Genomic DNA, 18502 nt, shown 5'->3' with positions numbered 1-18502 from the left:
GCTTGAGGGGGATGGACTCGGCGGTTTTTCTGGCGCCCTTGGCCATGAGGGACTTGCCGGGGAGGTAGGGCATGAGCTTGTAGTTCTGCCGGAGGAACCAGGCCATGGTGCGGCTTTGGGGGACCATGAACTTGCTGACGCCCTGGCCCATCTTCATGCACTTCTCGGCGTATCCGCGCATCTCCTGCTCGTAGGCGGGGAAGGCGGTGCGGTGGTCGCCGTGGGCGGTGGCGAGTTCGCCGGCGAGGACGTAGGCGCCTACGAGGGCGAGGCCGGTGCCCATGCCGGACAGGGGGAACGGGGAGTAGGCGGCGTCGCCGAGGAGGGCGGTGCGGCCGGTGGTCCAGGTTTCCATGTGGACCTGGCCGATGGCGTCGAAGTAGAAGTCGGGGGAATCCCACATGGCGACCAGGAGGGGGTCGCTCTCCCAGCCGTTGCCGCGGAAGGTGTCGGCGAGGATCTGCTTCTGGCGGGCGATGTCGTGGCGGTGGTAGTCGGCGGATGGGGAGGCGAACCAGAGGACGGCTTTGGCCTCGGTGTTGTGGCGGGGGCTGTAGATGGAGACGAGTTTGCCCGGGGTGCTGTAGGCGAGGGCGGTGTACTGGAGTCCCAGGTGGTTGGGCGTGGTGAAGATCGCGCAGTGCAGGCCCAGGTGCTTGAAGTACCGGGACTCCGGGCCGAAGGCCAGGGAGCGGACCTTGGAGTGGATGCCGTCCGCGCCGATGACCAGGTCGAAGCGGCGGGGTGGGGTGTGTTCGAAGGTGACGTGGACGCCGTCGCCGTCCTCGCGCATGGCGGTGATGGAGTCGCCGAAGATGTACTCGGTGTGCTGCGCTGTCGCGTCGTAGAGGATTCGGGCGAGGTCGCCGCGTAGGATCTCGACGTCGCCGGCGAACAGGTCGGCGGGCAGGCTCGCGAGGCGTTTGCCGGCGCTGTTGACGTACCAGGTCGGGCCCATGCCGGTGCGCGCGGCCTCGACGGCGTCGAGGATGCCCATGCGGCGCAGGACGGTCATGTGGGCCTTGCCGCGGCAGTCGACGGCGTGGCCGCCCTCGCGCAAGGCGGGGGCGCGTTCGACGATGGTCGGGGTGAAGCCGTACCGGTGCAGCCAGTACGCGAGCGCGGGGCCGGCCACGGAGGCGCCGGAGATCAGGATGTTGCGGTTGGTGATCGGTGTCATGTGGACGAGGATGCGCCGGGCCGCTCACCGCATGCGCACCACATGCTCACCGCATGCGCACCACATGCGCACCAACCGCTCACAGGGACTCGCCGAACAACGTGTAGAGCGGGGAGGCCGTGATGACCTGCTCGGACACGCCTGCTTGCAGGAGGGCCCGGGCGCGGCTCATGGCCAGGCCGCGGGCGTACGCGCATTCGTACGACCGGCCACCCAGCGCCTGCCGTACGTGTCCGGTGAGGGCGGACGTCTCGGTGCCGGGTGGGGTGGGCGTGCCGCGCAGGGTGACGGCGGCGCCGAGCAGTACGGCGGCGGCGGCCGCGTCGCCCTCGGCGAACGCGACCCCGGCGAGGGCTTCCAGGGGGCGGGCCGGCTCCGGGAACGCGCCCATGCTCACCGCCGTCTCGGCGGCCCGCCGATGGAACTCGAGGGCGGCGGGCAGGTCGCCCCGCAGGTGGGCGATCCGGCCGAGGCCCACGAGGGTACGCGCGCGGTTGCCGACGCTTCGCATGGCGTGCGGGTCGAAGCGGGCGAGGGCGTCGGTGTAGTGGCGTTCGGCCTCGTCGGGGCGGCCTTCGAGCAGCGCGATGTCACCGAGTCCGCGCAGGGCGGCGGCGAGGTATGTGGCGCTGCCGGCCTGGCGGGCGAGGGCCGCGGCCTGTTCGTAGTCGGCACGCGCGGCGGCGACCCCTTCCACGGCCATGGAGTGGTCGGCTCGGTTGCAGAAGAGATCGGCGATGTCGTCGTGGCGCCCGGTTCGCGGGTGAGGAGGAGGGCCTGGTCGGTGAGCTCGATGGCGCGGGGGAGGTGGCCCAGGTTGGCGCAGAGGCCGGCGAGGGCGTCGAGGGCGAGGGAGGTGCCCCATCTGTCGCCTACGGTGCGGAATGCGGTGACGGCGGAGGCGAGCAGGCGTTCGGCGTCCGCGTAGTGGCCGCTGCCGTACTTTGAGTAGCCCCAGATCAGCTCGCCGCCCGCGCGGGCCCAGGGGTCGGTGCTGTGGCGGATGGCGTCGATCAGGGCGAGGGCGGGTCGTGGTTTCATGTCGGCGGCGTAGGTGAGCAGCCACAGGAAGAGCGCGGCCGGGTGTGGGGGGCCCTCGGCGTTGATGAGGACGCGTTCGGCGGCCGCTCGGTGGTCTTCGGCGCTACGCCCTTCGGCGCGCGGCCCGGCGATCAGGACGCAGAGCGCGTACGGGCGGCCCGACTTGGACGCGGCGGCGGGTGAGGTCCGGTCGAGGAGGGCGGTCGCTTCGGGGAGTACGGACGAACGTAGGCCGCGTATCCATAGATATGTGGACATGGCGGCGAGCAGCCCGGACGCCGCCTCCGCCACTTCACCCACGTCGGCCGCGGTGACCGCCCAGCGGAGGACGGCTCACTGGTCCCGCTGGCCGAGCAGGATCGGCGGCTGTGGGACACCGCCCTGATCAAGGAGGGCGTGGAGCTGATCACCGACACGCTGTCCTGGGCGCCGATCGGGAGCTACCAGATCCAGGCGGCCATCGCCGCCGTCCACGACGAGGCCCCGCGCGCCGAGGAGACCGACTGGGGGCAGAGCCTGGCGCTGTACCAGTTGCTGGAGCGCGTCTCGCCCAATCCGATGGTCACCCTCAACCACGCGGTGACGCTGGCCATGGTCCGCGGTCCCGAGGCCGGGCTCGGCATGCTCGCGGGGCTCGACTCCGACGAACGGCTGGCGGGCCACCACCGGCTGGCCGCGGTACGCGCGCACCTGCTGGAGATGGCGGGCGACGCGGCGGGGGCGCAGGCGGAGTATCAGGAGGCGGCCCGGCGTACGACGAGCCTGCCCGAGCGGCGCTACCTGGAGGCCCGCGCGGCCAAGCTGAAGCCCTGACCGGCTAGAGGTTGTGGCGGGGTGAGACGGGGGCGCGCCAGCCCAGGATGGCCTCGGTCATCCGCACCGCCGCCACCGCCTGCGGCACGTCGTGGACCCGCAGGATGCGCGCGCCCTGGAGCACGCACACCACGTTGGCCACGATCGTGCCCTCCACCCGCCCGTTCTGGGGGACGTCGAGGGTCTCGCCGATGAAGTCCTTGTTGGAGACGGCGGCCAGGGTCGGGTGGCCGATCGCGGCGATCTCGCTCAGCCGGCGGGTCAGCTCCAGCGAGTGGTAGGTGTTCTTGTTGAGGTCGTGGCCCGGGTCGATGATGATCCGGTCGGGGGCGACCCCGGCGTCGATCGCGTGCCGTACGCGTTCGCGCAGGAAGTGGGCCACCTCGCTCACCACGTCGGTGTACGTCGGGCGGCTGACCTCCGTTCGCGGGCCGCCGATGCTGTGCGTGACCACCACGGCCGCGCCCGCCTCGGCGACGGCCTTGGCCATGGCCGCCTCGCGGATGCCGTTGGTGTCGTTGACCACGTCGGCCCCGGCGGCGAGCGCGGCGCGGGCCACCTCGGCGCGGTGGGTGTCCACCGAGATCACGACGTCGGAGGCGGCGCGCACCGCCTCGATGACCGGCGCGACCCGGTCGATCTCCGCCGCGACGCTCAGGTCGTCCTGGTCGGCGCGGAAGGCCAGGCCGCCGATGTCGACCCAGTCCGCGCCGTCGGCGACGGCGCGGCGCGCGGCCCGGACCGCGAGGTCCAGCTCGTACGTACGCCCGCGGTCGTGCATCGAGTTGGGGGTACGGTTGATGATCGCCATGACGGCGACCTGGCGGGAGAAGTCGAACTCCCTGTGTCCGATCCTCCGCACCGGAAAGATGATCTCCGGCTGGAAGATACTGGTGCCCCCACCGGCCACGGCGCTCGCTTCCCTGGTCTCTGGCTGACGGTGCTACCGACTGGCAGTGCTGCCGAGGTCGAGCCTAGCGCGCGTGGACGGCCACGCCGCCCCTGATCGGACGCGTCCGTGATCGGACACGGTCAGCGGGCGGCGGCGTCGTTCTCCTGTGTCGCCTCGTCGTCGCGCTCATCGTCGTCAGCGCCCGACAGCTCCGCGCGCAGGCGGTCGATGTCCATGCTGTGGGTGCGGTACTTGAGCTGCCGTGCGACCTTCTTCTGCTTTGCCTTGGCTCGGCCTCGTCCCATGGGGCTCCACTCCCTCGCCCTGTCCCGGCATCTCCCTATCAACCTTACTATTTGCGCAAGCAGGAAAGTCACGAGTTAAACAGTGTGACCGAACACTCACCAAGGGCGGGTAGCACCAGGTCAAACGTCGGAGCGGCCCGGCCCCCTCACAAAGCCGAGGTCGGACGGCCCCCGGCCTGGGGTTCGGCGGATTGCGCGGCCCGCGCGGCACGGCGGTCGTCGCGCCTGCGGAGCAGGGCCCACGCGCCGAGCGCGAGCCCGCCGAACGGGATCTCGATGGTGTAGGTCCAAAAGCCGAAGAGGATCGCCGCGGCGGCGGCCCCGCCGGCCGGCATCTGGAAGAACAGCAGCGCGGCGGCCACCCCGGCCTCCATGATCCCGGTGCCGCTGGGGGTGATGACGGCCGTCTGGAGCACCCGGGAGAGCGCGAACACCGCGATGGACTCCGCGAGGCCCGGATAGGAGCCGGTGGCGTGCAGGCACTCGACGAGGATCAGCCACTGGAGGACGAGGAAGGCGATCATGCTCAGTGACAGCGCCGGCCAGCGGCCCCGGACCAGGCGGCCGGTGCCCGCGCGGAGCCGTTCGACGGCCGCGGAGATCCCGCCGTGCCCGAGGCGGTGCCGCCACGGGGTCAGCCGGGCCAGGCCGTCGAGCGCGCGGCCGATGATCCGTCCGGCCCGGTCGGAGTACAGGGCGGTGGCGGAGACGGCCACCAGGCCGAAGATGGCGGCGGCCCCGATCCACCCGGCGTTGACGATCGCGGCGTCCAGCCGTTTGCCGGACACCAGCAGCGCCACGATGCCGACGGCGGGCAGCGCGAACCGGAACAGCGTGTTCCAGATGCCGCTGACCAGCACCGACACGGTCACCGGGCCGGGCGGGAAGCCCCATCCCCTGGTCATCGCGAACGTCACGCCGATGCCCAGCGCCCCGCCGAACGGCAGGACGTTGCTGACCGCGCTCCCGGCCGCGTTGAGCGTCACGCCCTGGAGCAGCGACAGGCCGGGCAGCGACGCGCACAGCACCCCGGCGATGCCGGCCAGGCTGGCCAGCCAGGTGAGCGTCATCAGCGCGATCGCCGGCCACGACACGCCCGCGAACTCCGCGCCGATCTGCGCCCAGGTCAGGCGGGTGCCGGTGAAGGTCTCGACGATCTGCGGCAGGTAGGCGACCAGCGCCGCGGCAAGCCCGAGCGAGGCGAGGGACAGGAGGACCTGGAGCCATCTCCTCTTCATGGCTCTCAGTCTGCCAAGCGCGGGGGTGGTGGCGGCCGATTTGCGGGAATGTGCAGGTGCCGTGACGTACGGCGGGCCCAGGTCAAGCGCAGGGGACGTACCGCCGGAGGGAACGCAAAAGTACCCCCGCCGGTCCCATCACGCGAAACCGCCGCGATGCGTACCATCGGACCCAGGTGATGATCCGCTGGACAAGATCGTGGTTCCCGATTTCCGCGGCATGCAGGCGCTGAACGCCTGGCTCGCCGGGCACGACGCGGGCGTCCTGCTCCAGGGCACCGAGCCCGACGGCCCGGCCCCGCTGACCGACGGAGTGGTGGTCGCGCAGCGGCCCGCCCCGGGGAGCGTGGCGCACCGCTGGGACGTGATCACGGTGTGGCTGCGCGACGAGCCCGGCGACGGGGCCGGCGACCACGAGCCGCGCGAGCCGTCCCCGCCGATCGGAGCGCTCAGCCGGGAGCTTCCGGGGGAGATCCCCGGGTGACCGGCTCTCCGCCCGCCCGGCCGCCTTCCTCATGCCCCGCGCCCTCCGGATCGGGCATGGGCCCGAGGTCCGTCGTGAGGCTCGGTGCGGCGGGGGCGGCGGGCACGTCGGTGACCGTCTCGGCGTCGGTGTGCGGATGGTGTCGGTTGCGGCTGGTGAACAGGGCGAGGAACTCGTCGAGGTTGTGATCGGCTTCCGCCGGATGGCGGAAGCCCTGGTCTTCGTTGATCGTGTAACGGTTGCGGCGGCCGACCCGGGTGCGTGTGAGATAGCCCGCGATCACCAGGTCGGAGACGATGGCCTGAGCGGCACGCTCGGTGATCCCGGCGGTGGCGGCCACATCGCGCAGCCGTACCTCCGGGTCGCGGGCGATCTCCACCAGCACGCGGGCATGGTTGGTCAGGAACGTCCAGCGGCCGGCCTTCGCACCGTCGTCGGAACTCATGACCATCTCCGCATCATACGATCGTGAACGGCCGGTCAAGCGCACCCCACCCTAAGGGCGAATCTTTTTTCGTGCATCGGTTGACAGGTGTCCGAGCCGCAGAGCACGCTGAGGGTCTTACCAGACACAGAGGATATGTCCGGCCCGACTGCTGCGAAGGATCGGTGGAATCATGACCAATGCCCTGGCCTCGCAGCCGCGCGCGTCTGGGTGAGCCACATTGCCCGCGCGAGAGGGACCGCCCGTAGGGGGCGGCCCGGTGAGTGCCCGGCGCGTGCTCTTCGACGACGGACGGCTCTGCGTCGTCGTGGACGGCGACGCGGTGAGCGGCGCGCCGACCCTGGCGCTCAGCGGTGAGATCGATCGGAACAACAGCGATCGGCTCGGCGCGATCCTGGCCGAGGCCCGGGTGACCGCCCGGATGGGGGACGACGTCGTGGTCGTCGATCTCGCCGAGGTGTCGTTCGTGGACCTGTCGGGGCTGCGCGTCCTGGACCTGCTCCCAGGGGTCCGGCAGCAGCGGGCGCTGCGCGTCCTGAACACGCCGCCGTTCGTCCGGCGGCTGCTCGTGCTGCTCACGCCCGGCGGCTGCGATGAGGGCGGCCTGAGCGGGTAAGCCCATCGTCACCAGGAGGACTACCGGGGGTCGGCCGCGCACACCCGCAGTTCTTAGACAGTATTGGTACCGGCGCGTCCGTAGTGACCCCCGTGCCATGCCCGAAACATGGCGATATCCCCGACCGACAATAAGGAACGCGACACAAAATGTCCGAGAACGACTTTCCCCTCGTGCAGTTCATGCGTGAGGGCCTGGACCCCGTCGCCGAACTCGCGCGCATCCGTGCCGAGCAGCCGGTCTTCCCGCTCAAGATGCCGGACGGCCAGACCGTCTGGCTGGTGACCCGGTACGAGGACGTGCGCTCCGTGCTCGGTGACGCGGCCCGGTTCAGCAACGACTTCGCCAACGTGTCGGGGGCGGTGCAGCAGGAGGACCCGGGCGGCCTGGGCTTTCGCGACCCGCCCGAGCACACCCGGCTGCGCAGGCTGCTCACGCCGGAGTTCACCATGCGGCGGCTGCGCCGGCTGGAGCCGCGTATCGAGGCGATCGTGGCCGAGCACCTGGACGAGATGGAGCGGGAGGGGGGTCCGGTCGACTTCGTGCAGAAGTTCGCGCTGCCGATCCCGTCGCTGGTGGTGGGCGAGCTGCTCGGCGTACCGAAGGCGGACCAGGCCGGTTTCGTGAAGCTGGGGGTCGACCGCTTCGACTTCTCCGCCGGGCCCGAGGCGTCGCTGAAGGCGGTCAACGACGCGATGACGTACCTGACCGACCTGGTCGCCAGGGAGCGCTCGAACCCGGGTGACGGGCTGCTCGGCATGCTGCTCCGCGACCACGGCGACGAACTGGGCGACCGGGAGCTGGCCAGCCTCGCCGACGGCATGCTGACCGGCGGGCACGACACCAGCACCAGCATGTTCGCCCTCGGCACGCTGTGGCTGCTCGGTCACCCCGAGGAGGCCGCCAGGGTGCGCGAGGAGGAGGGCTACATCGTGCAGGTGGTGGAGGAGCTGCTGCGCTACCTCACCGTCGTGCAGGTCGCCTTCCCGAGGTTCGCCAAGGAGGACCTGGTGGTCGGCGGGCAGCCGATCGCCAAGGGCGAGATGGTGCTGTGCTCGCTGGTGGCGGCCAACCGTGACCCGGCGCTGGGCGAGGAGATGGACACGGTACGGCCGGGCCGCGAGGTCGCCTCGCACCTGGCGTTCGGCCACGGCCTGCACCACTGCATCGGCGCGCCGCTCGCCCGGATGGAGATGAAGATCGCCTACCCGGCGCTGCTGCGCCGCTTCCCGGGCCTGCGCCTGGCCGTTCCGGAGTCGGAGATCCCCTACCGCGGGATCTCCATCGTGTACGGCGTGGACGCCCTGCCGGTCACCTGGTGACCTGAAACTCAACAGAGGATGATCAGCCGCTGCCGGCGGGGGGGTGCCCCGCCGGAGCGACTGGTGACGAAGAGCGTCCGCGACGTTCCCTAGAGTCACTCTTTGCCGGGGGCGCCGTCTGCCGTTCCGGGACAGCGGGGAGAAGACCACTATCTCTTCCATCTGTCTGGAGGGCCCAATGAGGGGCTACGGGGTTTGCCGGACAGGGGCCGTGGCGCTCAGCCTGCTGGCCCTCGCCGGGTGCATGTCGGACGCGGACGACGCGGTCAAGGTGGCCGCCGCCAAGAAGGCGGCGAAGGCCGTGTCGCCGCAGGAGGTGCGCAAGGCCCGGCTCGCCGTGGCGGCCAAGGCCAAGGCCAACGAACTGGGACAGGTCCCGGTGCTGATGTACCACCGCGTGGTGGCCAAGCCGGACATCGCCGACGACCGCACCCCCGCGCAGTTCCGCGCGGAGCTGGAGCGGCTTGCCCAGGAGGGCTACGTCCCCATCACCGCCGCCGAGTACGCGACCGGGAAGATCGGCATCCCGGCGGGCAGGCACCCCGTGGTGCTCACCTTCGACGACTCCTCGCCCTCGCAGGTCACCCTGGACGGCATGGGCCGGCCCGCGCCGGACAGCGCGGTGGGCATCCTGCTCGACGTGGCGCGCAGGAACCCCGGCTTCCGGCCGGTCGCCACCTTCTACGTGACCCGTGACATGTTCGGCAAGGCCCGGCCCGAGGAGCAGACCCAGATCCTCACCTGGCTGCACGAGCGCGGCTTCGACCTCGGCAACCACACCCGCGACCACCTCAACCTGCGCGGCAAGGCCAAGAAGCAGGTCGAGAAGGAGGTCGCCGCCGGACATCAGGTGATCAGGGGGCGCATCCCGTTCGACCCGGTGACGCTCGCGCTGCCGTACGGGAACCAGCCGAACACCAAGGAGTGGGCGCTGCGCGGCTCGGCGTCGGGCACCCGCTACGAGTACGGCGGGGTGTTCCTGGCCGGGTACACGCCCGCCGCCTCCCCCTTCTCCAAGGACTTCGACCCGCTGGGCATCCCGCGCATCAAGTCGCAGGAAAAGAAGGGCGAGTGCGTGCGGTTCTGTTCCACGGCGTGGCTGGACTGGCTCAAGGAGCACCCGGAGGAGCGGTTCACCTCGGACGGCGACATCAGGACCGTCGCCTATCCGAAGTTCAAGGCCGCGTTCGGCGCCAAGAAGTACGCCGCGTACGCGCTGCCCTACTGACCTCTCACGCGCAGTGCCGCCGGCAGGGTGAACCTGATCGTCTCGTGGGTGACCTCGCGTTCGTCGGCGGTGACCCCGCCGAGGCCGTCGAGCGCCGCGACCACCGCGTCCACCAGGTAGGGAGGCGCGGACGCCCCGGCGCTCAGCCCCACCACCCCGGCCCTGGCCAGCCACTCCGGGCGGATGTCGGCCGCGTCGTCGATCAGGTGGCTCGGCGTGTCGTGCCGGCGGGCCAGCTCCACCATCCGCATCGAGTTGGAGGAATTGGCCGAGCCGACCACCAGGACCACGTCGGACTCCCGCGCGATGGCCGCAACCGCCTGCTGGCGGTTGGTGGTGGCGTAGCAGATGTCGTCGGTGCCCGGCCCGCGCAGCTTGGGGAAGCGGTCGCGCAGCACGTCCACCACCTCCTGGGCCTCGTCCACGGCCAGCGTGGTCTGGGTGAGGTAGGAGACCCGGGCGGGATCGGGCACCGACACCCGGGCGGCCTCCGCGGCGTCGGCGACCACGATGGTCTCCCGTGGGGCCTCGCCGTAGGTGCCCTCGACCTCCTCGTGGCCCTCGTGCCCGATCAGCAGCACGGTGTCACCGCGCCCGGCGAACCTGCGGGCCTCCGCGTGGACCTTGGTGACCAGCGGGCAGGTCGCGTCGATCACGTCCAGGCCGCGCCGCGCGGCCTCCTCGCGTACGGCGGGCGACACCCCGTGCGCGGAGAACACCACCGTCGCCCCGTCGGGGACCTCGGCCAGCTCCTCCACGAACACCGCGCCCCGCGCCGCCAGGTCGGCCACCACATGAGCGTTGTGGACGATCTGCTTGCGTACGTAGATCGGGCCGCCCCGGCGGCGCAGCACCTCCGCGACGATCTCGATCGCCCGCTCGACGCCCGCGCAGAACGAGCGGGGCGCGGCCAGCAGCACGATCCGGGGCCGGGCCACCGCCAGGCACGCGCCCAGCGCGTCGCGGGCGGCGGGCCAGCCGGTGAGGTCGCCGTGGGCGGCGGCGACGCCGAGCCCGGCCGGGCCCTTCGAGCCGGACAGCGTGACCGCGAGCGAGTCGAGGCCGGGATCGCCCTGGTGGCCGAGCGGGCCGCGGACGGTCGGCACGCCGCGGCGGCGCAGCTCGCCCTCCAGCACGCCGGCCGCCGGGCAGCGGATCGGGGAGCCGCCGGGGACGATCAGCTCGTCGGCTACGAGCACGGTGCCTGGCGCCGGGATGAGGGCCATCGAACCTCCTGGTGCGGTCGGTCAGTGATCTCGTCGGGTGACCAGGCGGGCCAGGCTTTGGAGCTCCGCCGCGGCGCGGGCGGACGCGCCGGTCTGGGCCCAGTCGAGTTCCCGCATGGCGGTGGCCAGCAGGCCGTCGGCCTCCGCCTGGCTCCACGCCCTGCCCCCGGCCTCCTCCACCAGTTGGGCGGCGCGGACCAGCTCGAAATCGGTCAGCGGGTGCGGGGATCGGTACAGGGCGGCCAGCTCCCGGCCCGCGGGCGTGCCCGAGACCAGCGCGGCCACCACCGGCAGCGACTTCTTGCGGTTGCGCAGGTCGGAATAGACGGGTTTACCGGTGACGCCGGGATCGCCCCAGATGCCGAGCAGGTCGTCCACGTGCTGGAAGGCGAGGCCGAGGTGCCTGCCGAACGCGCCGAGGCGCTCGACCCGCTCGTCGGGGGCGCCGCCGTACAGCGCGCCGAGCGCGCACGCGCCGCCGAGCAGCGCCCCGGTCTTAGCAGTGGCCATGGCCTGGCATTCGGACAGCGCGACGTCGTCGCGCCGCTCGAAGGACACGTCGGAGTACTGGCCGTCGATCAGCTCCAGGACGGCGGCGCCGAGGGCCCTGGCCGCCAGGCGCGCGGCCGGGCGGCCCGCCGCGGCCAGGACGTCGAAGGCCAGGGTCATCAGCGCGTCGCCGGCCAGGATCGCCGGGCCGCGGCCGAAGATCGTCCAGGCGGTGGCGCGATGGCGGCGGCTGGTGTCGCCGTCCATCACGTCGTCGTGCAGCAGCGAGAAGTTGTGGGTCAGCTCGACCGCGACCGCCGCGGGCACGGCCTCGGCCGCCTCCCCGCCGACCACCTCGGCGGCCAGCAGGACCAGCGCGGGCCGGATCGCCTTGCCGCCCCCGGCCGCGCCGACCGGGCGGCCGCGCTCGTCGAACCAGCCGAAGTGGTAGCCGGCGATGCGCCGGACCGCCTCCGGCAGCGACTCGACGGCCTCCCGCAGGGCCGGGCCGATCAGGGCCCTCCCCCAGTCGAGCACGTCGGCGGCGGGCCGCGGGTGGGTCCTCTCCTCGACTGCGGACATCTCTCGCCTTTCGGTCCTCGCCCGCGGGTCAGCGCGCGATCTCTACGTTCTCCAGGATGCCGAGCGCGTCCGGAACCAACACCGCCGCCGAGTAGTAGGCGCTCACCAGGTAGGAGGCCACCGCCTGCTCGCTGATCCCCATGAACCGCACGGTGAGCCCCGGCTCGCGCTCGTCGGGCAGCCCCGTCTCGCGCAGGCCGACCACGCCCTCGTCCTTCTCCCCGGTGCGCATGACCAGGATGGACGTGGTGCCCTCGCGGCTGATCGGGATCTTGTCAGAGGGCAGCACCGGGACGCCGCGCCAGGTGGTGATCCGGGTGCCCTCGAAGTCGATCGACTCGGGGTAGACGCCCACCCGGGTGCATTCCCGGCGGAACGCCGCGATGGCCCGCGGATGGGCCAGGAAGAACCGGGACTTCCTGCGTCGGGCCAGCACCGCGTCCATGTCGGCGGGCGTGGGCGGGCCGGTGCGGGTGTGGACCCGCTGCTTGAGGTCGGCGTTGTGCAGCAGACCGAACTCGGGATTGTTGATCATCTCGTGCTCTTGACGCTCGCGCAGCGCCTCGACGGTCAGCCGGAGCTGCTGCTCCAGTTGGTCCATCGGGTCGTTGAACAAATCGATCACCCGGGTGTGCGCCCGCAGCAGCGTCTGGGCCACGCTGAGCTGGTATTCGCGGGGGGCAAGCTCGTAGTCGACGAACGTGCCGGGCAGCGGCGCCTCGCCGCTGTGCCCGGCCGACAGCGCGATGGCCGCCTCGCCGTGCTTGTCGGTCGCCCGGTCCGGGGCGGCCAGGTGGCGGGCCACGTGGCCGCGCAGCGACTCCGAGCGCTCCTGCTCCGCCGCGAAGGCGGCGCGCGGCAGCACCAGCAGGATGCAGCCGGTGACGGCCACGACGCCCTCGTCCCAGGTGGCGTCGGGGCTGGTCAGCGCGGCGTCGCCGAAGTGGTCGCCGTCGGCCAGGTGGCCGGTCTCGGCGGGCTCGCCGTACGGGCCGGCCACCGTGCGGCGCAGCTTGCCGTGCGCGACCAGGTACAGGTTCTCCGCCGGCTCCCCGGGCGCGGCGATCTCCGTGCCCGCCGCGTATTCGCGCTGCTCGAACCGGCCGGCCAGCGTGGTCAGCGCGGCGTCGTCGGCCAGCCCGCGCAGCAGCGGCAGCTCGCGCAGCTCGGGCGCGACCACCTGGACGCGCCCGGCGGTCGTGATGAAGCTGACCCGGCCGTCGCCGACCGTGTAGGTCAGCCGCCGGTTGACCCGGTAGGCACCGCCCCTGGCCTCGACCCAGGGCAGCATCCGCAACAGCCAGCGCGGTGTGATGCTCTGGGACTGCGGCTCGGTCTTGGTCGTGGTGGCCAGGTTGCGCGCGGCGGCCGTGCCCAGGCTGAGCCGCGCGTCGTCCGGTCGTGCCTCGCGAACCATCAGTGGCCGATCTCGGCGTTGTCCAGGATGCCGAGCGCGTCGGGCACCAGGACGGCCGCCGAGTAGTAAGCGCTTACCAGGTAGGACATGACGGCCTGCTCGTTGATGCCCATGAACCGCACGGACAGGCTCGGCTGGTACTCGTCGGGGATGCCGGTCTGGTGCAGGCCGACGACGCCCTGGTTGTTCTCGCCGGTGCGCATCAGCAGGACCGAGGTGGTGCGGGCCTTGCTGATGGGCAGCTTGTCACAGGGCAGCACCGGCACGCCGCGCCAGGCCGGGACCTTGTGCCCGGCGATGTCGACGCTGTCCGGGTAGACGCCGCGCTTGCTGCACTCGCGGCCGAACGCGGCGATGGCCTGCGGGTGGGCCAGGAAGACCGAGGGCTCCTTCCACACCAGCGCCAGCAGCTCGTCGAAGTCGTCGGGCGTGGGCGGGCCGGTGCGGGTGTGGACCCGCTGCTTGAGGTCGGCGTTGTGCAGCAGACCGAAGTCGCGGTTGTTGATCATCTCGTGCTCCTGGCGCTCGCGCAGGGCCTCGATGGTCAGCCGGAGCTGCTGCTCGACCTGGTTCATCGGCTGGTTGAACAGGTCGGCGACCCGGGTGTGCACCCGCAGCACGGTCTGCGCCACGCTGAGCTGGTATTCGCGCGGCTCAAGCTCGTAGTCGACGAACGTGCCGGGGAGCACCGGCTCGCCGTCGTGGCCGGACGACAGCTCGATGGCGGACTCGCCGTAGGCGTCCTGGGGCTTGGCGGGGGTGGCCAGGTAGCGCGCGACGTGCTCGCGCAGCCCGTCGGAGGAGTCGATGAGCTCCTGGAGCGCCGCCCGCGGCAGCACCAGGACCGTTCCACCGGTGATCGCCTTGATCGAGTAGTCTGAGTCGCCTTCCGGCTCCACGACCTCGCGGTCGCCGAAGTAGTCGCCGTCGGCCAGCACGGCCAGCACGTTGTCCTCGCCGTACCGGCCTTCGCCGATCTTGTTGACCTTGCCGTGCGCGATGATGAACAGCTCCTGGGCCGGGGAGCCGCTGGTCACCAGGGTGTCGCCCACCTCGAAGGTCCGCTGCTCGAACCGGCCGGCGAGGGCGTTGAGCAGCTCGGCGTCGTCGAAGCCGCGTAGCAGGCCCAGCTCGGTCAGCTCGGCCGGGATGACGCGGATTTCGGCGCCGGTGGAGGTGAAGCTGACCCGGCCGTCACCGACCGCGTAGCTCAGCCGCCGGTTGACCCGGTACGTTCCACCTGAGACCTGGACCCATGGGAGCACACGCAGGAGCCACCTTGAGGTGATGCCCTGCATCTGCGGTACGGTCTTGGTCGTGGTCGCCAGGTTGCGTGCGGCGGCCGTACTCAGGCTCAACTGCGACGACTCTTCGACGCCTGCGCCGTTCTCCACCGTCTCGGTCACGATGCGCACCACCAATCTCCATCGGGGGATGGACATAACGGAATTGGTCAGATAGGTTGACCGGACGGAACCACTGCGAATAGGGCATATGTGCGCGGCGTCCGCCGCCCGGCCTGGCTGATGTGGGGAAACTCAGGACCACCGGACTACACGCGCATGCGCGCACGACCCATGGCGAATTTGTCGGATTTTACCATACCGAGGGCGTACAGGGCGAATCCATTGTGGATTCGGCCGGTTTTTCGTGGACGCCCACTAGTATGCTTGTGCGCCATTCTGAAGTCAATGAGTCACTAACCGCAACGGGAATTACCGCCATTCCCGCTTAATTCCGGCTTCATCCAGGGTTGCCATCGAGTCAATGTTTGTTGACTCAGAGGGATCAATCGGTCTTTAGTGGCATATAAGAATCTTTGTCGCATTCGCCCACTTTGTCGGCGTTACCGGATGATCCTTCGCGATCGGATGAAGTGGGCGCTTAGCCGGACAGACGGGCACTACCCTGGCCCGCTATGACGTACGGCGCACCTCACCATCGGCCCCCGCAACAGAACGCTCCACACCTTCACCACCAGCAGTGGCGTCCGCCCATGGGCCACCCGCCGGTCGTGATCGACGTGGCCGCGGGGGCCAGGCGTAAGGCCGTGATCGGGGGGGCCGTCTCAGGGGTCGTCGGGCTCATCGCGATCGTGTCGGTGTTCACCGGCCAGGTGCTCGGCGGGCCGGGGGCCTACGTCACGGCCTTCGTCATCGGTCTGGTCTTCCTGCTGATCGGGCTACTGCCGGTGATCGCCTGGCGCAAGCTGACCCGGCCGCGCAAGCTGGTCTTCGACGCGGGCGGCGTGCGCTGGGACGACCCGCGGGGCAAGCCCTGGGCCGTCCCATGGCACGAACTGTCGGCCGTCGTCATCTCACGGACCAAGCAGCGCAGAGTCCAGACCAGCGACTACATCATGCGCAAGATCATGGTCCGCCTGGACCTCCATCCCGCCGACCCCGCGTTCCGGGGCCGGCATCCAGAGATGGAGCACCTGTGGGAGTTCCACAGGGTCAAGAACGGCTACCGCCTGCCGCTCGGGTCCGCTCCCGCCTACATCCCGATCATCGAGGGCGCCATGCGGACCTTCGCCCCCGGGCTCTACCAGGGGATTCGCGACGAGGGGTTCGTCATCGGGTTCGTGTGAAGGTCGGCGGAGGCTCACCTGCCGCGGCGGCGCCAGCGGTCCAGCAGGCCGCGGGCCTTCTGCCGGTTGCGCGGGTCGTTGGCCATCCGCTTGGCCTTCTCCACCGTCTGCCGGCCCTTCGGGCTGCTGAAGTATCGGCGGACCTTGTCTACCAGCGATGTCATGGGTCTCCTCCTTGCGTCGCCCTCCCACTACCCTGCGTTCGGCCATCGATGCGTTCGGATGATCTGGTCCAGCTATAGGCCTCGGGTTTGCCCTCTCGTGAGATGGAATCGCCTATACATGAGCAAATAGCCGGATGTCAGGTTTCGGGGGATGAGTGCGGAGAACATGGCTGCCAACGCTCCGCGCGGCGACCGATCCGTTCGCACGCGGATCACGATGACGGTGCTGCCGCGCCTCGGGTTGTTCCTGATCGTGGCGCTGCCCGCCACCTACCTCGCGGTGCGCGCGGCCCCCTCGCCGCGCGTGGCGCTGCCCGCCGGGCTCGCCGTGCTGGGGGCCGCGGTGCTGGTCGTGGCGGGTCTGGCCGTGTGGCGCGCGGCCGGTCGTACGACCCGGCGGGTGGAGCGGCTCGGTACGGCACTGCGCGAGGCCACCGCCGCCGACCTCGGCCGCAGGATGCCCGTCCCCCCGCGGCCCCGCGACGGTGACGAGGTGGACCGGCTGGCCGCGGCGGTCAACCGGACCCTGGACCGGCTGGAGCGGGCGGTGGAGTACGAGCGGCGGTTCGCCTCGGACGCGTCGCACGAGCTGCGCACGCCGCTGACCGGGCTGCGTACGCGCATCGAGTTCGCGCTGGCCGACCACGAGGAGAACGACCCCTGGCAGACGCTCAGGGACGTGCTGAAGGACGCCGACCGCATCCAGGCCATCGTGGAGGACCTGCACATGCTGTCCCTCCTGGACACCGGTCACCGTCCCCGCAGGGATCTCGTGGACCTGTCCGCGCTGACCAGTGCGGTGCTGTCGGCCTCCCCCACGCGGGTGCCGGTCTGCACCGACATCGCGCTCGGCGTGGCCGTCCAGGGCGATCCGGTGCAACTCAGGGCGCTGGTGACGAACCTGCTGACCAACGCCGAGCGGCACGCGAAAAGCGCGGTGTCGATCACCGTGGCCGCCGGTGACGGCGCGGCCGTGCTGGAAGTGACCGACGACGGCGGCGGCATCGCCCCGGCGGATCGCGAACGGGTCTTCATGCGGTTCACCCGCCTGGACACCGCCCGCAGCCGGGACCGGGGCGGCACCGGGCTGGGCCTGTCCATCGCCAGGGACATCGCCTCGGCCCATGACGGCCGGCTTCGCATCGAGGACCCGGTGAACGGCCAGGGCGCGCGGCTGGTGCTGAGGCTGCCACTGGCGGCGGAGCGCGCGTCCATCACTTCATGAACACTTTAACCGCAAATACTCTCCTTTATCGCCCTCAACAGCGGTAACATGATCACGCTATGTCATCGGGAGACCAGCACGACGCGCTCGGTAGCGGCTACCAACTGCTCGACAAGATCGGCGAAGGGGCCATGGGCGCTGTCTGGCGTGCCGTGGACCGGCGTACCGGTGAGCACGTGGCCGCCAAGCTGCTGCACGGCCGCCTCCTCGACGATCCGGACATCGTCGGGCGTTTCGTCCAGGAGCGCAACGTCCTGCTCCGGCTGCGCCACCACGGCATCGTCGCCATCCGCGACTTCGTGATCGAGGGGTCGCGCGTCGCGATCGTGATGGACCTCGTCGAGGGCGCCGACCTCGGCCGCTATCTGCGCGAGCGCGGCACGCTGCCGTCGGCCGAGACCGTCGGGATCGTCATCGAGCTGGCCGACGCGCTGGCCGCCGCGCACGCGGCCGGGGTGGTCCACCGGGACGTCAAGCCGGCGAACGTACTGCTCGGCCGTACCGTGATGCTGACCGACTTCGGCGTCGCGCGCATCCTGCAAGGTCCCACGGCGGCGGCGACCGCCGTGGTGGGCACGCCGATCTACATGGCCCCCGAGGCGATCGAGGGGGCCAGCGCCGCCCCGGCGGCGGACGTGTACGCGCTCGGCATGGTCCTTTACGAGCTGCTGGCCGGGCGGGCGCCGTTCGCGGGCGGCAACCACCTGAGCGCGCTGCACAGCGCGTTCAACATGGCCCCCCGGCGGCTGCCGGGCATGGGCGACGAGATCTGGTCGATCATCCAGGACGCCACGGCCAAGGACCCGGCCCGGCGGCCCACGGTGCCCGCGCTGGCCGAGCGGCTGCGCGCGGTGCTGCCGGCCGTACAGGCGACGGGGGCGCTGCCCCGGGTGCATCCGGACGCGCCGCTCGCGATCACGACCGTGCCGGTCGAGCGGGCCGCGCAGGCCGCACCCGCGCGGCGTCGCCGTCGCCGGCGCGTGATCGCCGCGGTGAGCAGCGTCGTGGCGGCCGGGGCGCTGACCCTGGTCGCGGTGCAGTTCGCGAACGCCGGGAGCGGCCCGGCCGATCCGCAGCGCACGCCCGTCGCGGCCGGCCGTACGGCGGCCCCCACGCCGGAACCGTCACTGGCGACCCCCCAGGTGGTGGAGGTCAGCCCGACCGCCAAGTCCGAGAAGGCCAGCAAGTCTGGCAAGTCCGATAAATTGGGTGAGGAGCACGACCCCTCCTCCGCCCGCCGCCCCG

The 18502-nt window shown here is 71.3% G+C and carries 20 protein-coding genes; 9 read left to right on the top strand and 11 right to left on the bottom strand.

The genetic code is table 11. From position 1 onward, the window contains the following. Together C1I98_RS17590 and C1I98_RS17585 are read right to left on the bottom strand one after the other, a co-directional pair. Window positions 1-1180: FAD-dependent monooxygenase (locus C1I98_RS17590; protein ID WP_111168539.1), on the bottom strand; the 1180-nt coding region annotated here is incomplete at its 3' end. Window positions 1181-1259: 79 nt separating this feature from the next. After that, window positions 1260-2045, bottom strand: a complete 786-nt coding sequence (locus tag C1I98_RS17585) for a tetratricopeptide repeat protein (RefSeq protein ID WP_111168538.1) — start codon at window positions 2043-2045, stop codon at window positions 1260-1262. A gap of 131 nt (window positions 2046-2176) precedes the next feature. Here C1I98_RS17585 and C1I98_RS17580 point away from each other — a divergent pair, with 131 nt between their 5' ends. Both C1I98_RS17580 and C1I98_RS17575 read left to right on the top strand, forming a co-directional pair. After that, entirely contained in the window at window positions 2177-2404 is a 228-nt protein-coding gene (locus tag C1I98_RS17580) for a hypothetical protein (RefSeq protein ID WP_111168537.1), read from the top strand. 63 nt (window positions 2405-2467) lie between these two features. Further along, window positions 2468-3034 carry a DUF6596 domain-containing protein gene (locus C1I98_RS17575; protein ID WP_306461896.1) on the top strand — a complete coding sequence of 189 codons (567 nt, stop codon included), beginning with the start codon at window positions 2468-2470 and terminating at the stop codon, window positions 3032-3034. Window positions 3035-3038: 4 nt separating this feature from the next. Here the strand turns inward: C1I98_RS17575 and folP are convergent, their stop codons facing one another. From folP to C1I98_RS17560, 3 genes are all read right to left on the bottom strand, one after another. Further along, complete coding sequence (gene folP, locus C1I98_RS17570) at window positions 3039-3896, bottom strand: dihydropteroate synthase (RefSeq protein ID WP_233507949.1); 858 nt, start codon at window positions 3894-3896, stop codon at window positions 3039-3041. 170 nt (window positions 3897-4066) lie between these two features. After that, window positions 4067-4231 carry a DUF3073 family protein gene (locus tag C1I98_RS17565; RefSeq protein WP_111168536.1) on the bottom strand — a complete coding sequence of 55 codons (165 nt, stop codon included), beginning with the start codon at window positions 4229-4231 and terminating at the stop codon, window positions 4067-4069. Window positions 4232-4377: 146 nt separating this feature from the next. Further along, a complete protein-coding gene (locus tag C1I98_RS17560; RefSeq protein WP_111168535.1) occupies window positions 4378-5469 on the bottom strand; it encodes a lysylphosphatidylglycerol synthase domain-containing protein in 1092 nt (363 codons plus the stop codon). Window positions 5470-5668: 199 nt separating this feature from the next. On the opposite strand from C1I98_RS17560, the gene C1I98_RS41485 reads away from it, so the two are divergent. After that, window positions 5669-5953 (top strand): PASTA domain-containing protein, encoded by a 285-nt coding sequence (locus tag C1I98_RS41485; RefSeq protein ID WP_158558075.1) that lies wholly within the window; start codon window positions 5669-5671, stop codon window positions 5951-5953. Here the strand turns inward: C1I98_RS41485 and C1I98_RS17550 are convergent. Next, entirely contained in the window at window positions 5919-6398 is a 480-nt protein-coding gene (locus tag C1I98_RS17550) for a helix-turn-helix transcriptional regulator (RefSeq protein ID WP_199537009.1), read from the bottom strand. The two genes, C1I98_RS41485 and C1I98_RS17550, sit on opposite strands and share 35 nt — an antisense overlap. A gap of 259 nt (window positions 6399-6657) precedes the next feature. Between C1I98_RS17550 and C1I98_RS17545 the strand changes: the two genes are divergently transcribed. The 3 genes from C1I98_RS17545 (at window position 6658) to C1I98_RS17535 (ending at window position 9564) form a co-directional block, all read left to right on the top strand. Beyond that, a complete protein-coding gene (locus C1I98_RS17545; RefSeq protein WP_158558074.1) occupies window positions 6658-7014 on the top strand; it encodes an STAS domain-containing protein in 357 nt (118 codons plus the stop codon). 149 nt (window positions 7015-7163) lie between these two features. After that, entirely contained in the window at window positions 7164-8336 is a 1173-nt protein-coding gene (locus C1I98_RS17540; RefSeq protein ID WP_111168531.1) for a cytochrome P450, read from the top strand. A 178-nt stretch (window positions 8337-8514) separates the two neighbouring features. Further along, window positions 8515-9564, top strand: a complete 1050-nt coding sequence (locus C1I98_RS17535; RefSeq protein ID WP_111168530.1) for a polysaccharide deacetylase family protein — start codon at window positions 8515-8517, stop codon at window positions 9562-9564. Here C1I98_RS17535 and ispH read toward each other — a convergent pair. The 4 genes from ispH to C1I98_RS17515 are packed head-to-tail and all read right to left on the bottom strand — an operon-like array spanning window position 9558 to window position 14684. Then, window positions 9558-10790 (bottom strand): 4-hydroxy-3-methylbut-2-enyl diphosphate reductase, encoded by a 1233-nt coding sequence (gene ispH / locus C1I98_RS17530; protein WP_111168529.1) that lies wholly within the window; start codon window positions 10788-10790, stop codon window positions 9558-9560. The two genes, C1I98_RS17535 and ispH, sit on opposite strands and share 7 nt — an antisense overlap. 21 nt (window positions 10791-10811) lie before the next feature. After that, window positions 10812-11861, bottom strand: a complete 1050-nt coding sequence (locus C1I98_RS17525) for a family 2 encapsulin nanocompartment cargo protein polyprenyl transferase (RefSeq protein WP_111168528.1) — start codon at window positions 11859-11861, stop codon at window positions 10812-10814. 28 nt (window positions 11862-11889) lie between these two features. Next, entirely contained in the window at window positions 11890-13278 is a 1389-nt protein-coding gene (locus C1I98_RS17520) for a family 2B encapsulin nanocompartment shell protein (RefSeq protein ID WP_111168527.1), read from the bottom strand. Further along, window positions 13278-14684: a family 2B encapsulin nanocompartment shell protein gene (locus C1I98_RS17515; protein ID WP_233507950.1), complete on the bottom strand. Its 1407-nt coding sequence runs from the start codon at window positions 14682-14684 to the stop codon at window positions 13278-13280. Before C1I98_RS17515 ends, C1I98_RS17520 begins: the two co-directional genes overlap by 1 nt. 590 nt (window positions 14685-15274) lie before the next feature. Here C1I98_RS17515 and C1I98_RS17510 point away from each other — a divergent pair. Beyond that, window positions 15275-15868: a hypothetical protein gene (locus C1I98_RS17510; protein WP_111168525.1), complete on the top strand. Its 594-nt coding sequence runs from the start codon at window positions 15275-15277 to the stop codon at window positions 15866-15868. 14 nt (window positions 15869-15882) lie between these two features. Here C1I98_RS17510 and C1I98_RS42940 read toward each other — a convergent pair whose 3' ends face one another. Beyond that, window positions 15883-16032 carry a hypothetical protein gene (locus tag C1I98_RS42940; protein ID WP_199537008.1) on the bottom strand — a complete coding sequence of 50 codons (150 nt, stop codon included), beginning with the start codon at window positions 16030-16032 and terminating at the stop codon, window positions 15883-15885. 166 nt (window positions 16033-16198) lie between these two features. Here C1I98_RS42940 and C1I98_RS17505 point away from each other — a divergent pair, with 166 nt between their 5' ends. After that, window positions 16199-17257, top strand: a complete 1059-nt coding sequence (locus C1I98_RS17505; RefSeq protein WP_158558073.1) for a sensor histidine kinase — start codon at window positions 16199-16201, stop codon at window positions 17255-17257. Window positions 17258-17316: 59 nt separating this feature from the next. Beyond that, the coding region (locus C1I98_RS17500) for a serine/threonine-protein kinase (RefSeq protein WP_111168523.1) at window positions 17317-18502 on the top strand (1186 nt) is incomplete at its 3' end.

The organism is Spongiactinospora gelatinilytica, from assembly GCF_003236385.1.
Lineage (GTDB): Bacteria > Actinomycetota > Actinomycetes > Streptosporangiales > Streptosporangiaceae > Spongiactinospora > Spongiactinospora gelatinilytica.
The sequence above is the reverse complement of the archived record's forward strand: the minus strand, read 5'-3'. Positions and strand labels throughout refer to the sequence as shown.